This window comes from Moraxella marmotae (genome assembly GCF_042219885.1).
GTDB lineage: Bacteria > Pseudomonadota > Gammaproteobacteria > Pseudomonadales > Moraxellaceae > Moraxella > Moraxella marmotae.
Window position 1 is genome coordinate 1831246 of sequence record NZ_JBHJHR010000002.1, and the last position, 12129, is coordinate 1843374.

At 42.8% G+C, this 12129-nt stretch carries 24 protein-coding genes; 20 read left to right on the top strand and 4 right to left on the bottom strand.

Annotated features, from left to right (window positions below; translation table 11 throughout):
* Positions 1 to 234: 234 nt before the first annotated feature.
* From ACFBZI_RS08450 to ACFBZI_RS08465, 4 genes are read right to left on the bottom strand one after another with little or no spacing between them, the layout of a single operon-like run.
* Positions 235 to 567 carry an ImmA/IrrE family metallo-endopeptidase gene (locus ACFBZI_RS08450; protein ID WP_375715889.1) on the bottom strand — a complete coding sequence of 111 codons (333 nt, stop codon included), beginning with the start codon at positions 565 to 567 and terminating at the stop codon, positions 235 to 237.
* Positions 568 to 620: 53 nt separating this feature from the next.
* The gene (locus tag ACFBZI_RS08455) at positions 621 to 1133 is read right to left on the bottom strand and encodes a DUF4411 family protein (RefSeq protein ID WP_375715890.1); all 513 of its coding nucleotides are present in this window, start codon (positions 1131 to 1133) and stop codon (positions 621 to 623) included.
* Positions 1130 to 2236, bottom strand: coding sequence for an ImmA/IrrE family metallo-endopeptidase (locus tag ACFBZI_RS08460; protein ID WP_375715891.1), 1107 nt, complete (start codon positions 2234 to 2236; stop codon positions 1130 to 1132). Before ACFBZI_RS08460 ends, ACFBZI_RS08455 begins: the two co-directional genes overlap by 4 nt.
* 48 nt (positions 2237 to 2284) lie before the next feature.
* Positions 2285 to 2980 (bottom strand): XRE family transcriptional regulator, encoded by a 696-nt coding sequence (locus ACFBZI_RS08465; RefSeq protein ID WP_375715892.1) that lies wholly within the window; start codon positions 2978 to 2980, stop codon positions 2285 to 2287.
* A gap of 139 nt (positions 2981 to 3119) precedes the next feature.
* On the opposite strand from ACFBZI_RS08465, the gene ACFBZI_RS08470 reads away from it, so the two are divergent.
* The 20 genes from ACFBZI_RS08470 (at position 3120) to ACFBZI_RS08565 (ending at position 12128) form a co-directional block, all read left to right on the top strand.
* Positions 3120 to 3332 (top strand): Cro/CI family transcriptional regulator, encoded by a 213-nt coding sequence (locus ACFBZI_RS08470; RefSeq protein WP_375715893.1) that lies wholly within the window; start codon positions 3120 to 3122, stop codon positions 3330 to 3332.
* Positions 3332 to 3691 (top strand): hypothetical protein, encoded by a 360-nt coding sequence (locus ACFBZI_RS08475; RefSeq protein ID WP_375715894.1) that lies wholly within the window; start codon positions 3332 to 3334, stop codon positions 3689 to 3691. Before ACFBZI_RS08470 ends, ACFBZI_RS08475 begins: the two co-directional genes overlap by 1 nt.
* Positions 3688 to 4497: a helix-turn-helix domain-containing protein gene (locus tag ACFBZI_RS08480; RefSeq protein WP_375715895.1), complete on the top strand. Its 810-nt coding sequence runs from the start codon at positions 3688 to 3690 to the stop codon at positions 4495 to 4497. The genes ACFBZI_RS08475 and ACFBZI_RS08480 overlap by 4 nt, the downstream gene beginning before the upstream one ends.
* Complete coding sequence (locus tag ACFBZI_RS08485) at positions 4497 to 5075, top strand: hypothetical protein (RefSeq protein WP_375715896.1); 579 nt, start codon at positions 4497 to 4499, stop codon at positions 5073 to 5075. The genes ACFBZI_RS08480 and ACFBZI_RS08485 overlap by 1 nt, the downstream gene beginning before the upstream one ends.
* Positions 5072 to 5326, top strand: coding sequence for a DUF968 domain-containing protein (locus ACFBZI_RS08490; protein ID WP_375715897.1), 255 nt, complete (start codon positions 5072 to 5074; stop codon positions 5324 to 5326). Before ACFBZI_RS08485 ends, ACFBZI_RS08490 begins: the two co-directional genes overlap by 4 nt.
* Positions 5307 to 5771, top strand: a complete 465-nt coding sequence (locus ACFBZI_RS08495) for a hypothetical protein (protein ID WP_375715898.1) — start codon at positions 5307 to 5309, stop codon at positions 5769 to 5771. The genes ACFBZI_RS08490 and ACFBZI_RS08495 overlap by 20 nt, the downstream gene beginning before the upstream one ends.
* Positions 5768 to 5941: a hypothetical protein gene (locus ACFBZI_RS08500; protein WP_375715899.1), complete on the top strand. Its 174-nt coding sequence runs from the start codon at positions 5768 to 5770 to the stop codon at positions 5939 to 5941. The genes ACFBZI_RS08495 and ACFBZI_RS08500 overlap by 4 nt, the downstream gene beginning before the upstream one ends.
* Complete coding sequence (locus tag ACFBZI_RS08505) at positions 5925 to 6263, top strand: DUF1064 domain-containing protein (RefSeq protein WP_375715900.1); 339 nt, start codon at positions 5925 to 5927, stop codon at positions 6261 to 6263. The genes ACFBZI_RS08500 and ACFBZI_RS08505 overlap by 17 nt, the downstream gene beginning before the upstream one ends.
* The gene (locus ACFBZI_RS08510; RefSeq protein WP_375715901.1) at positions 6260 to 6433 is read left to right on the top strand and encodes a hypothetical protein; all 174 of its coding nucleotides are present in this window, start codon (positions 6260 to 6262) and stop codon (positions 6431 to 6433) included. The genes ACFBZI_RS08505 and ACFBZI_RS08510 overlap by 4 nt, the downstream gene beginning before the upstream one ends.
* The gene (locus tag ACFBZI_RS08515) at positions 6411 to 6686 is read left to right on the top strand and encodes a dATP/dGTP diphosphohydrolase domain-containing protein (RefSeq protein ID WP_375715902.1); all 276 of its coding nucleotides are present in this window, start codon (positions 6411 to 6413) and stop codon (positions 6684 to 6686) included. The genes ACFBZI_RS08510 and ACFBZI_RS08515 overlap by 23 nt, the downstream gene beginning before the upstream one ends.
* On the top strand, positions 6686 to 7069 hold the full coding sequence (locus tag ACFBZI_RS08520) for a hypothetical protein (RefSeq protein WP_375715903.1): 384 nt from the start codon (positions 6686 to 6688) through the stop codon (positions 7067 to 7069). Before ACFBZI_RS08515 ends, ACFBZI_RS08520 begins: the two co-directional genes overlap by 1 nt.
* Before the next feature lie 82 nt (positions 7070 to 7151).
* Positions 7152 to 7340, top strand: coding sequence for a type II toxin-antitoxin system HicA family toxin (locus ACFBZI_RS08525; RefSeq protein WP_375715904.1), 189 nt, complete (start codon positions 7152 to 7154; stop codon positions 7338 to 7340).
* 57 nt (positions 7341 to 7397) lie between these two features.
* A complete protein-coding gene (locus ACFBZI_RS08530) occupies positions 7398 to 7808 on the top strand; it encodes a type II toxin-antitoxin system HicB family antitoxin (RefSeq protein ID WP_375715905.1) in 411 nt (136 codons plus the stop codon).
* A 198-nt stretch (positions 7809 to 8006) separates the two neighbouring features.
* Positions 8007 to 8162: a hypothetical protein gene (locus ACFBZI_RS08535; RefSeq protein WP_375715906.1), complete on the top strand. Its 156-nt coding sequence runs from the start codon at positions 8007 to 8009 to the stop codon at positions 8160 to 8162.
* A 331-nt stretch (positions 8163 to 8493) separates the two neighbouring features.
* Positions 8494 to 8946, top strand: coding sequence for an ASCH domain-containing protein (locus ACFBZI_RS08540; protein WP_375715907.1), 453 nt, complete (start codon positions 8494 to 8496; stop codon positions 8944 to 8946).
* A gap of 58 nt (positions 8947 to 9004) precedes the next feature.
* Complete coding sequence (locus tag ACFBZI_RS08545; RefSeq protein ID WP_375715908.1) at positions 9005 to 9163, top strand: hypothetical protein; 159 nt, start codon at positions 9005 to 9007, stop codon at positions 9161 to 9163.
* On the top strand, positions 9156 to 9821 hold the full coding sequence (locus ACFBZI_RS08550) for a phosphoadenosine phosphosulfate reductase domain-containing protein (RefSeq protein ID WP_375715909.1): 666 nt from the start codon (positions 9156 to 9158) through the stop codon (positions 9819 to 9821). Before ACFBZI_RS08545 ends, ACFBZI_RS08550 begins: the two co-directional genes overlap by 8 nt.
* Complete coding sequence (locus ACFBZI_RS08555; RefSeq protein ID WP_375715910.1) at positions 9808 to 10506, top strand: ParB N-terminal domain-containing protein; 699 nt, start codon at positions 9808 to 9810, stop codon at positions 10504 to 10506. Before ACFBZI_RS08550 ends, ACFBZI_RS08555 begins: the two co-directional genes overlap by 14 nt.
* Entirely contained in the window at positions 10484 to 10867 is a 384-nt protein-coding gene (locus ACFBZI_RS08560) for a hypothetical protein (protein ID WP_375715911.1), read from the top strand. The genes ACFBZI_RS08555 and ACFBZI_RS08560 overlap by 23 nt, the downstream gene beginning before the upstream one ends.
* The gene (locus tag ACFBZI_RS08565; protein ID WP_375715912.1) at positions 10848 to 12128 is read left to right on the top strand and encodes a phage terminase large subunit; all 1281 of its coding nucleotides are present in this window, start codon (positions 10848 to 10850) and stop codon (positions 12126 to 12128) included. The genes ACFBZI_RS08560 and ACFBZI_RS08565 overlap by 20 nt, the downstream gene beginning before the upstream one ends.
* Position 12129 lies beyond the last annotated feature (1 nt).

Consider the following 12129-nt stretch of genomic DNA (forward strand, 5'->3'; position numbering starts at 1 on the left):
CTTCCCTTTTACTCGTCGAGTACGACAACACACCCATTTAAAGCCTTTTGGGGCAGGCTTTGTACCCAGTTTTTTTAAGTTCATAACTGAACTCCTATTACAAAAATGTAACCGAAGTTGATTTATGACCCAAAAACTTGATACAATACAGACTCTCACATCATGTTGTAAAGTTTTTGAGCGTGCTGCTCGGTTACTTAACAGCACCCAAGCTGATAGCTTAGCAATAAGTTATCAGCTTTTGCATTCTTTGTACCTTAGTGCGGCACACTGGTAACTAATCTTGTATTTTGTCATTATTTCATCAATGGATAGTCCAACACACCCCTTTAATGGTGCTAATAACTCAGCAGCAAACTGATTGGCTTGCCATTCGCTGTCTTCGTATGTTTTATGATTGCCATCACCACGATTTAGTGCAACGCCTTTGTGCATAAACAGATGACCAAACTCATGGGCAATAGTAAATCTTGCCCTAGGGTCGTTCCCATGCAACGCTTCATACACATCTTCCCGAATGTGCATCAGTTTTTTGTCAGGCAGTACTGCCACTTCGGTCATGCCCATGTATTCACGGCTTTGTAAATCAAATGCAAATCCATGCCTTGACAGTTGTGGGGTTAGGCACGAAAACCGATGGTCTTAAAAATGATAAGCCAACTGCCGCAAGATATATTAAAATGACGGCAAATATCTGGGATTTTTAGGTTTCGGATATTGGTAGCGGTGGCAATGTCGTTATTAAAGCCCTGTTCTGAAGTAATCACGGTGCAGCCATGCGTCCTAGATACGCAAATGCTGGATAGATCGTTATCTAAGTGGCTAAGCCGTTGGGCTGTGATGGCGGTGGTGATGGACATTAAGTCGGCTTTTAGTGCGGATAAATCGGCATCATAGCCGCCAATAATCTGTACTCGAAAAGCTGCCAAAAACGCATCAAATACCGTCCTATCATAGCCCATGTATGAGATTTTATCGGTGGTCTCGGTGTAGATGTGCTGTGCAATGACAAATTTGATTTGATTTGCCAATATGGCAGCATCGAGCGATTCCCACAGACTGCCAAACATCGCCTGTGGATAATAGCGATAACAAAAATCCAAAATAGAATTGGTGTCAAGGCAACAAATCATGAAAACACCTTTTCTTCCAGATAGTTAAGCTGTTCGACCGTGTCTATTTTTAGAATTTTTAGAGCCGAACTGATGCTTACATCATTGCCCCATACCGCCGATAAAACCTGCTGGACAAAATTCTTACCAAAACGATGGTAGGCGGTGTATTGTTTGCCAGTCTTACCAAAGCCATCGAGCTTTTGGCTGCTCATGTAGTTATCAAACTCCAGCTGGCTGATTCTGTGCGTCAGCAGTAGTTGAATGGCGATGGCTTGTTTACTCACCCTTAGGTGCTTGCGAATGCGGTAGATGTTCTCTGCCAAGGGCAAATGATGACAAAATAACCGATCCAAGCTGTGTTCAGGTACCAATACATGACCTGCCACTTGGTTACAATAGCGTTCGATGGCGGTATCATTCATCAATAGCTGACCATCTACCGCACTTTGTCTTAGCCCAAGGTGTACCAGCTCATGCACCATGGTAAACAGCTTTCTAGATGCCGTCTGCCCTGATGATAAAATGGCAATCACAGGCAAGATGGGGTAGTATAACGCCATGCCTTCGGAGTTGATTTTTGTCCGAGCGATTTCTAGCACGATGATGTCTTTACTTTCGATCAGATTTCGCCATGCTCGGTAATAATCATCGTTTTGGTGCAGTTTGAAATTTTGTTCATTGACATTAAAAAACTGGCGAATGCGATTGGCATCACCGATGGCATCATTGCCCGACAATTGTAGCAAAAAAGGCTGTGGCTCTATCGCTAGGCTGTCATAGGTATAAATCAAATCTTCTCGGCTGGTGGCAACATCTCTGATTGCCTTTTGGAGCAAATACTGCTCTTCTTCTTGGTCAGGCTCTAAGTGATTGCGGTAGTCTATCTGCTGGGGTACATCAATATCTTTGATGATGTCTGACAATAAACAAAAATCAGCAACCATCAGAATTTTGGCTAACTTTTGGATTTGTTTAAAGGTAAAAACGGTGGTTTGTTGTTCGCCTTTTTCGATCTTGGATAGGGCAATGGCGGATTTTTTGGCAAGCGTCTCCCTAGACAGTGATAACTGCCGTCGATAATGGCTCAATGCCTTTGGAGAGTGCTTTATGTATTGTGTCATCGTTTCAAAATCCAGCTAAGCGGATTATAGCATTATAAATTTTTAAGCTCAACCACTGCGATACGCCACACGCCCAATGATGATTAGGCTATCGCCGTTATGGTCATCGACGATTTTATCCTTATACGCCTTGTTATCGCTTGAGAGTATCAGCACGCCGCCAGCTTCTCGAAAAATCCGCTTAATCATGGTATCACCGTCCAAAAACAGGGCGTAGGCTTCGCCGTCCTTGGGGATTTTGTCGCTGATGTCTAGCCCCACGGCATCGCCTTCGTTGATGTAGGGAGCCATGCTATCGCCTTTGGCATAGATGATCTTAAAAAATTCAGGTTTCACCCCCCTAAAACGAAAAAAGCTATCATCAAATGGTAGCGTTTTTTTTAGGGGTTCAAATTCGGCATAGCCACTGCCATCACCGCAACAAAATTTCAAATCATACACTTCTACCCATGTCTGCTGCCGCCAAGGCTCAATCTGGTCATGGGTGATGCCGTTGGGCATCGATTCTATCAGCTCATCAACCACCTGCTGGGGGCTTTTGATTTCGCCTTGACCTGTGGCGAGCCAGTTAATGTTCACTTTTAAGGCGTTGGCAATCTGTGGCAAAAAAGCACTCTTACCGCTTTTACCGCTCTCTAACGCTTGATAGCTTGGCTGTGAAATGCCCACCGCCTTAGCAACGGCGGCTTGGCTGATTTTGGCGTTTTTGCGAGCAAATTTTAATCTGTCGGCTAATGTTTCCATGATAAAACCCTTGTGCTGGCTGATATATTCCTATTATATAGTTCCAACTATATATAATCAAATAATTTTATCTATTGATTTATCATAGATAAAACTATAAAATATACCGATATTATAAAAATATCACAGGTTTATTTATATGGACTATCAAGAACTCGTTAATCATTTTGGTTCACAGGTAGAAACCGCTCGGCAGCTTGGCATCACACAACCTAGCGTCCATGCTTGGCTTAGTGGCAAGGCGAGAATGGGGGCGGTGATTGCAACCAAAGCCGAGATAATCACCAATGGCAAGTTTAAGGCAGTGGATTTATGCCCAGAGCTTAGAAAAATTTCCAGAGATGCACGCTAATGAACTACTACCAAGACACCCTAAACCGTATCAAATCCGCCGAAATTGACAGCCAAATCGCCGAGTTTTTGGCAGGGGGCGGTACGATTACCCAGCTGGATACTGTTACCCGTCCAAAACCCACCGCCATCAAAAAAGCCAAGCTCAAAAAAGACGGTGGGCCCGCCAAATGGCTAGACTACCTAAAACGCACCAAAGCCAAAACCACAGGCAAACAGGCTCGGCAAATGTTCGGCGTTACCAGTCCTACCAGAGTTTATCAGCAATTTCGCCAAAACGGTGAACCCATCGTCTGTGAGCGAGTGCGTCAGGGCGGTGCTTTAATTTGTGTGTATTATTACAACGGAGATAAATCATGAGTTTTAAAGCCATGGCATGGGCAACGGAGCAAAACATCACGGTAACCAGCCCCCAATCGCATTTACTGTTAATTTTAGCCAGCTATGCTAATGATGCCAACGAGTGCTATCCATCGGTAAAAACCATGATGGATAAAACAAGATTATCTGAAAAAACTGTTCGCAAATGTTTAAAAGATTTGACCGAATTGGGGCTGATTTTTGATACCCAAAAAGTCTCAGAATTTGGCTCAAAAGTTTATCAGTTAAATTTAGATTTGGTTAATAATACCGAGCCAAATGCTAATGATACCCCTAGTAAATCTACCAGTACCCCCCTAGTAAATTTACAGGGGGAAAACGGTAATTTTACTACCCCTAGTAATTTTACCACCCCTAGTAAATTTACCCCTAACCCCCCTGTAAATTTACCGCACCCCCCTGGTAAATTTACCGCTGACCCCCTAGTAAATTTACCACCCAATCCTATTATAGAACCTATAAGAGAACCTATTATAGAACCTATTAGTAATACACGCGCGAAAAAATTTTTGGACAAACAGGATTTGGTCAATCTTGGGGTAGCTGATCAAGTTGCCAAAGATTTTTTAGCGATCAGAAAAACCAAACTGACCCAAACGGCGTTAAGCGGAATTATCCATCAGGCAAACCAAGCTGGGATTTCGCTCAATGACGCTTTGCAGTTTGCCCTTGAGATGGGCTGGCAGTCGTTCAAGGCGGATTGGTATTTTTCACGAACCGAGCAGCCAATCCCACCACAGGGCAATGTGCTGGTCAAGCAGTGGCAACAGGCGTGGGGTGAGTGATGCAGTTAGCCGTACAGACAACCGTGGATATGATCAAGGCGTTAGTGCCACGCTCTTTTGCCAAAACCTTTGAAGGCATGAATTATCAGGCGATTTACTCAAGTATGGAGCTGTGCATTGGCGATTTGTCTCGTGAACAAATCGGTCTAGGCTTGCAGGTGGTGCGTGATAGGGCGTTTTGTCCTGACCCTGCACTGTTTCGCAGATGGTGCTTGGGGCAGGTGGATTTTTCGCATTCAGACGCCATCGCCGACAGCTACATTGGCAAATCAGGGGCTTTGGGCAATCTGGTCAAATGGCTAGAAAACGACAAACGGGGCAAGATTAGCGTGGCAGAAAAACAGGCGTATGACCAGACTTACCACCTATGGCAAAACTGGCGTACTGATGGCGATAAATACCGAGCAGAAAACGCCTTCAAGGACGCTTACCAGTTTATCGTCAATCGCTTGGTGCGTGATGGTGTGGCTTGTAGCGAGTATGTACCACCGACGGCTCTAGGATACAGCGAAAACAGCACCCATACCCCAGCGTCTGATGCGTACATTAACGACTTGATGCAGCGATACAAGCCATGACAAGATTACAAAAAATCCGCCAAATGAGCTGTGTGGGCTGCGGAGCCAATCCGCCATCACAAGCGGCACATGCCAACTGGCAGGCGTTTGGCAAGGGTATGGGCAAAAAAGCCGATGATGAATTTACCATACCGCTATGCCATGCTTGCCATCGCAAATTAGACCAATATCAGGGCATTCATCGGCAATACGCCAAAGATTGGTTTATGGGCAAACTGGAGCTGGTAAATCGTGCGTTATCGAATTATTAACGATGATGTACTAACACAGTGCATCAGTGAAATCATCAGACGGCAACAGGTAGGGATACCCAATGTGATTATCACCGATAAAGACGAGACACGAAGCCAAGCCCAAAACCGCCTGTATTGGCTATGGCTACACTATTTGCAAAGTCAAACAGGGCAAGGCGACGCTGATTGGCATTTGTATTATAAACGCAATCTGTTGGCAAAAATTTACGCCAGAGATGACGGCGAGATGGCGATGTTATTTGAGCAAATGCGAACGCTACGGCATCAGGCGGATTATGAAAAAACGGTGGCTTTGCCGATGACGAAACATTTTTTAAGCACGACAAAGGCGAGTACTTCGCAATTTAGCGAATATCTAAATCAAATTGAAGTTGATGCATACAGCAAGGGGATTTTGTTGCCCACACCCGAAGATTTGTTATGGGTGCGAGAATTTATATGAAATATTTGTTTGAAGGTCGGCAAGTTGAAGTGGTAGAGATGGACGATAGCTACAATGATTTGTTTGGCTATACGGGCATGGTTGAACTCATTGATGAATTTGGAGCAAATTATTTGGTTAGTTATGCTGATTTTTTGTACAAGGCGGTGGCGATTGAAGTACAAAAATAAAAAAACAACGATTGACGGTATCGTATTTGACAGCAAAAAAGAAGCCAGCCGATACCTAACCCTAAAAGCGATGGAAAAGGCAGGCGAGATTAGCGGTTTAACGCTACAAGAGCGATTTCATTTGTTGGACGGTGTCAAGATAGCAGGCGAGAGCCGAAAGCGTCCTAGCGTGCGTTATATCGCCGATTTCGTGTATCTCAATCGCTATGGCGAGCAGGTGGTGGAAGATGTCAAATCCGCCATCACCAAAAAAGACAAAACCTATCGGCTAAAAAAGCATTTGATGAAAATTGTGCATGGGATTGATGTGGTGGAGATATGAAATATTACAATCAAGCCACAGGGCAGACCGCCAAAATTAATAGCGATAAAGCCGATAGCCACGGCAACATTTGGGTTGAGATTGATGGCGGTATGCCTGTTAAGATGAGTTATGATGAGTTTATCAAGCAGTTTAAGGCGATAGTGAGTGAAAGACGGACAAAAATATGACCACGGCAAGCCACGCTTTAGCCTATTGCCGATGGCGGCATTATGGCAAGTTATCGCCGTCTTGGAATTTGGGGCGGCAAAGTATGGGGCGGATAACTGGCAACAGGTGGATAACGCCAAAACACGCTATTTTGACGCTTGCCATCGGCATTTATCGGCATGGTGGGCAGGCGAGCGGCTAGATAGTGAGAGCGGATTGCCGCATTTGGCTCATGCGGTGTGTTGTTTGCTGTTTTTGATGTGGGGGGATTGATGAACTGGCAAAAGTACACGATTGATGAGTGGCTAACGCAGTTTGGGGCGTGGTGCAATACTTGCATGATGAAGGGCGGTCATTTGCCCGATGGCTTGCATGAAAACCAAATCTATTGGCTGATGCAGTCGGTCGAGCCTAGGACGAGTAGGCATTACCCACGGTGCGAGATTAGCGATGATGAAGCAGGCGAGATTAATCTTTTGCTCATAGACGGTATGCAGATTTTGCCAAATCAAGTAACCTTGGTGATTGAACATAAGGTGCATGGGCGGTCATTGCGTGAGTTGATGCAAACGGCAAATATGACGCACAACCAAGTATATACAGCGGTGTTGGCAGGGCAACATTACTTGGCAGGATTAAGACAAATCAAACCTTAATTGTGTAAAAATACACAAAAATCCTTGACTTTGTGCTTTAAATGTGTAATAATACACACAACTTAACAACAAAGGGGCTTTTATGAAAAGCAGCGAGTTGATTAAGTTACTAGAAGCTGATGGCTGGCAGGTGGTTCGCCACGATAGTACAAGCCATGTGATACTCAAGAAAGATGGTATTAATGAGTTAATCTCACTATCCTACCCTAGAAAAGATGTATCAAGGTTGCAGCTATCCAAAGCCAAGCGTATCAGCGGTCTTAAATTCTAGTAGCTTGCCCTAGCTGACCAACTAGGGCAACTTCATAAAAGCCAAAAGGAGAATGCCATGTTACACTATCCGATTGCGATTAGCAAAGATGACGGTATGCAAAATTACGCTTCTGTCGTGCCTGATGTTGATGGCTGTTTTGGATTTGGTGATACCATTGATGAGACAATTGACAATACCAAATCATTACTACAAAAACATATTGCCACCATGCTTGAGCTGGATATGCCGTTTGAATTTAAGACTTCAACGATTGAGAGTTTGCAAACTGACCCTGATTATAATGGGGTGATTTGGGCGGTGGTTGCCATTGATGAAACCGCATTTGACAAACAAGTCCGCTTTAATGTTTCATGGAGCGAGCATTTACTGAAAAAAGTCGATGATTATGTGGCAAAAACCCATGACACTCGCTCAGGGTTTTTGGCTAAACTTGCCGAAGAGCGGTTAGCCGTACAAAGTGCTTGACTGTTCGAACAGAAAATGATATATTTATGTTATCGTGGTCGTATTATACAAAAGACACGGTTTAACTTTTTTATGTGCCATTTCTTCGGTCTGGGGAAATGGTTTTTTTTTTTGGTTTAGAAAATGCGAAAGTTAAAGTTTACAAAAAAGGGCTGGTATGGATTATGCCCAATCTATGCAACAGATGACGGCAAGATAATGACACGCCAAGATTGGTATTGGTGGTGGTTGTCCATCAATGGTTTTTTGCTATTTCCTGTTATCCTATTATTTGGTGGCGAACTCATGTTTATCACTGATGAACTTGATGAACCAATCGAATATGGTGCTTTGATAGGTTTATTTGTTAGATGACCTTGTTTTTGTGATATTGCACCTAATTTTAGGAACAATGCCAAGGAATATTTTATGTTATCAATTATTTATAAAAATACCGATGATTTAATTCCTTATGTGAATAATTCACGCACGCAACAAGATTAAAGGAAATTTAAGCCATGCGACAGGTTATGTGCAAGGCATGCTTGAGTTGTTGGCAGAGATAGGATAATAACGTAATGAAAAATTTCGTTATAACTTTGTTAAGTTGTCGCCCCTAACCTGATTGGTTGGTGGTTTTTACCATTTCACAACTGTGTAAACAAGCGGTATTTGCTATAATATGCCAAAACAAAAGAGAGAGCGTATGAAAGCATTAAGTGTACGACAGCCATATGCTACAGACATTTGCCTAGATATGAAGACAATTGAATTGAGAACATGGCGTACTGATTATCGTGGCAAGTTGTTGATTTGCAGTAGCAAAACTGGCATTAAAACTTGGCTAGAATATCAAGACAAATATTATTTTGCTCCGATGGGTGCAACGATTTGCGTGGTTGATCTGATTGATTGCCGTCCAGCAACAAAAGATGATGCCGATGATGCAAATTGCCCCCCAGATGATATTACTGATGGCATGTGGGCATGGGTACTGGATAATGTGATTGATGTCAAACCCAAGCCAATTCGTGGCAAGCTAAACCTGTTTGAAGTTGATGATAGTTTGGTTGAGCCGTGTGGTGAACCTTTATATCATGAGTTTTTAGAACAAGGCATACCCAGCTTTGACAAAGATGATATTATATTTTTAGGTTAACATTTTTTTTAGGCAAAACCGTCCATAAAGGGCGGTTTTTTTATTAGGAGAAAGCGTGATGAGTAAAAACTATACACACAAAAAGGTTGGTGCAACTCGTGCCGAACAGCGACGGCATGATAAACACCGTGAAGGCTTTGAAAAAGAGCTAAAAACAATCCGCAGAAACGAACGCAACGCCCAACGCCGAAAATCCAATGGCGGTGCTGGTGGCTAAGTTGTTTGACCCAATTAAAGCTCAATCACGCATAACAGACCATGTTATTGTTGGCTTTAGTGGCGGTAAGGATAGCGTGGTTACTCTTGATTTGTGTTGCCGTTATTTTCCAAAAGTAACGGCTTTTTTCATGTATCAAGTCAGTGATTTATCTTTTCAAAATGCAATGATTAAATGGGCAGAGCGAAAATATCAAATCGATATTGATGTTTTGCCTCATTTTGAATTATCGAATTTTTTGGCGTATGGTTCATTTCGCCATCATGATTACACCGTGCCAATCATTGGTATGAATGACATTTACAAATTTGTCAGATTGACCAATAATGCGTGGTGGATTGCAGCAGGTGAGCGTATTGCTGATAGTATTGTACGCCGTGCAATGATGAAAAAATCAGGGTGTATTGATGAAGTGCGTGGGCGATTTTATCCTATTGCTAATTTTAGCAAAAATGATGTGATGGCTTATATCAAGCACCACAATCTTAAATATGCACCAGAGACTTCATCAATGGGACATAGTTTTCGCTCGTTGGCTGAAAAAGATATGTGGCTACTAAAACAGCATTATCCATCCGACTATCAGCGTGTCAAATCATGGTTTCCATTTGTGGAAGCGTCTGTAATTAACTATGAACTAACCGATGGCAAAAAGTAAACACCAAAAATATGAAATGGCTACCATGTGGCGTAGTCAAATCCAATTACACCCAAAAAATCCACGGCATATTGACGAGCAAGCCCAAAAGAACCTAAAAACCAAAATGGAAGAAGTTGGGTTGTTGCAGCCACTGATTGTTAATCAAAAAACTGGCTATCTGCTTGGCGGTCATCAAAGATTGGCAGTGCTGGATAAAATCGAAAGATACAAAGACGGCAAAAATGATTATGAGCTTGATGTATCGTTGGTTTATCTTGACGAAAAAGCCGAATTGGAGATGTTGGTATTCTTGAACAATCCATCGGCACAAGGTACTTGGGATAAAGACCTGTTGGCAGAATTAAACCTAGATTTTGGCATTAATTTTGATGATATGGGTTTTAGTCGCTTAGATGTGGATTTGATGTTTGATGGCGATAGTCGTTTTGCAGGCAGTGAATTGTTTGAAGACACTGCTGAAGTGCAAGCAGTCAAGGCTGATTTGCAAGAAATCAAAGAACATCGCAAAGAAAGCACTGAAAAATTAAAACAACAAAACAACATTGATTATTATTTTACCGTCGTTTGTCGAAACCAAAAAGAAAAGGCGGAGATTTTAAAACTGGTCAATATTCCAGAGCATGAAAACTATATCAGTGTTGATGCAATTAAGGGGTATATTGAGCGTGGCAGACAAGGCTAAAGGTGGCAGACCACTAACAACACTTGATGATAAACAAATCGCACAAGTAGAAGCCTTGGCAAGTGTTTTGACCATTGAGCAGATTGCTGATTATTTTGGCATTAGCCGCAAAACTTTTTATGCGATTATGGAGCGACAGCCTGAAGTATCTACACATTATAAAAGGGGTAAGGCAAAGGCGATTGGCTCAATTGCCCAAAACCTGCTTACACAAGCCAAAGAAGGCAACTTGACGGCGATTATTTTCTTTTTAAAAACCCAAGCAGGCTGGAGAGAGCAAGATAATACCGAGCTTGAAAAAGTACAGGCACAGCCAACCACCATTGTGATTGATGTCAAAGATGGACGAAAAGATGCCTAGTTTGAACATTCCGCAGGCGAAGTTTTTAAACATGCCCCATAAATTCCGTGCATATGTGGCAGGCTTTGGCTCTGGCAAAACATGGGCAGGCTGTGCAGGTCTTTGTAAGCATTTTTGGGAATTTCCCAATGTTAATGCTGGGTATTTTGCCCCCACTTATCCGCAAATTCGAGATATTTTTTATCCGACGATGGAAGAGTGTGCCAAGGATTGGGGCTTGACGGTACAGATTAAGCATGCCAACAAAGAAGTGGAAATTTATAGCGGTAATCAGTACCGTGGTATGATTATTTGCCGCTCTATGGATAATCCCAATAGTATTGTCGGCTTTAAAATTGGTCATGCTTTGGTTGATGAGCTTGACACACTAAACACCGATAAGGCAAGGGACGCATGGCGAAAAATCATTGCCCGTATGCGTTACAATGTACAAGGGCTAAAAAACGGCATTGATGTTACCACAACGCCTGAAGGCTTTAAATTCACCTATGAGCAATTTGTCAAAGAAGCCAGCCGTGATGAGATTGCCAAATTGTACGGCATTATCCAAGCCAGCACTTATGACAATGAGCAGAATTTGCCAGATGGCTATATTGAGAGTTTGCGGCAGTCTTATCCATCGCAGCTGATTGAAGCGTATCTGAACGGTCAATTTGTCAATCTTACCAGTGGGGCGGTGTATCCTGATTTTGATAGACGCTTGAACGCTACAGACGCTACCATACAGCCACACGAGACGCTACATATCGGCATGGATTTTAACGTGCTAAATATGTCAGCGGTGGTGCATGTGGTGCGTGATAATGTCGCTTATGCCGTTGATGAAATCGCAGGGGCAAGGGATACGCCAGCGATGTGCCAGATTATCAAACAGCGTTATGCCAATCATCATATCGTGATTTATCCTGATGCCAGCGGTCATAATACCAGTAGCAAATCTTCCAGCGTCTCAGACCATAGCATTTTACGGCAGGCAGGATTTGCCATCAAAGTAGCAAGCGTCAATCCTAGCATCAAAGACAGGATTAATGCGATGAATGCCCTGATTTGTAATGCCAAAGGACACCGCCAATACTTTGTCAATCCTAAGATGTGTCCTGAGTATATCGATTGCTTAGAAAAGCAGGTTTATGACAAAGCAGGTATGCCTGATAAGAGTGCAGGACACGATCATATGAATGACGCAGGTGGCTATTTTGTGGCGTATCAATACCCAATTAGTAAGCCTGTTTTGACTTCGTTTATTGAAATTCCTTATTAGT

What these genes read in the sequence shown, in the direction of transcription:
- ACFBZI_RS08450 (WP_375715889.1), bottom strand. Translation starts at nt 567, where the DNA reads ATGGGCATGACCGAAGTGGCAGTACTGCCTGACAAAAAACTGATGCAC.
- ACFBZI_RS08455 (WP_375715890.1), bottom strand. Translation starts at nt 1,133, where the DNA reads ATGATTTGTTGCCTTGACACCAATTCTATTTTGGATTTTTGTTATCGC.
- ACFBZI_RS08460 (WP_375715891.1), bottom strand. Translation starts at nt 2,236, where the DNA reads ATGACACAATACATAAAGCACTCTCCAAAGGCATTGAGCCATTATCGA.
- ACFBZI_RS08465 (WP_375715892.1), bottom strand. Translation starts at nt 2,980, where the DNA reads ATGGAAACATTAGCCGACAGATTAAAATTTGCTCGCAAAAACGCCAAA.
- ACFBZI_RS08470 (WP_375715893.1), top strand. Translation starts at nt 3,120, where the DNA reads ATGGACTATCAAGAACTCGTTAATCATTTTGGTTCACAGGTAGAAACC.
- ACFBZI_RS08475 (WP_375715894.1), top strand. Translation starts at nt 3,332, where the DNA reads ATGAACTACTACCAAGACACCCTAAACCGTATCAAATCCGCCGAAATT.
- ACFBZI_RS08480 (WP_375715895.1), top strand. Translation starts at nt 3,688, where the DNA reads ATGAGTTTTAAAGCCATGGCATGGGCAACGGAGCAAAACATCACGGTA.
- ACFBZI_RS08485 (WP_375715896.1), top strand. Translation starts at nt 4,497, where the DNA reads ATGCAGTTAGCCGTACAGACAACCGTGGATATGATCAAGGCGTTAGTG.
- ACFBZI_RS08490 (WP_375715897.1), top strand. Translation starts at nt 5,072, where the DNA reads ATGACAAGATTACAAAAAATCCGCCAAATGAGCTGTGTGGGCTGCGGA.
- ACFBZI_RS08500 (WP_375715899.1), top strand. Translation starts at nt 5,768, where the DNA reads ATGAAATATTTGTTTGAAGGTCGGCAAGTTGAAGTGGTAGAGATGGAC.
- ACFBZI_RS08510 (WP_375715901.1), top strand. Translation starts at nt 6,260, where the DNA reads ATGAAATATTACAATCAAGCCACAGGGCAGACCGCCAAAATTAATAGC.
- ACFBZI_RS08520 (WP_375715903.1), top strand. Translation starts at nt 6,686, where the DNA reads ATGAACTGGCAAAAGTACACGATTGATGAGTGGCTAACGCAGTTTGGG.
- ACFBZI_RS08525 (WP_375715904.1), top strand. Translation starts at nt 7,152, where the DNA reads ATGAAAAGCAGCGAGTTGATTAAGTTACTAGAAGCTGATGGCTGGCAG.
- ACFBZI_RS08530 (WP_375715905.1), top strand. Translation starts at nt 7,398, where the DNA reads ATGTTACACTATCCGATTGCGATTAGCAAAGATGACGGTATGCAAAAT.
- ACFBZI_RS08535 (WP_375715906.1), top strand. Translation starts at nt 8,007, where the DNA reads ATGACACGCCAAGATTGGTATTGGTGGTGGTTGTCCATCAATGGTTTT.
- ACFBZI_RS08540 (WP_375715907.1), top strand. Translation starts at nt 8,494, where the DNA reads ATGAAAGCATTAAGTGTACGACAGCCATATGCTACAGACATTTGCCTA.
- ACFBZI_RS08545 (WP_375715908.1), top strand. Translation starts at nt 9,005, where the DNA reads ATGAGTAAAAACTATACACACAAAAAGGTTGGTGCAACTCGTGCCGAA.
- ACFBZI_RS08555 (WP_375715910.1), top strand. Translation starts at nt 9,808, where the DNA reads ATGGCAAAAAGTAAACACCAAAAATATGAAATGGCTACCATGTGGCGT.
- ACFBZI_RS08565 (WP_375715912.1), top strand. Translation starts at nt 10,848, where the DNA reads ATGGACGAAAAGATGCCTAGTTTGAACATTCCGCAGGCGAAGTTTTTA.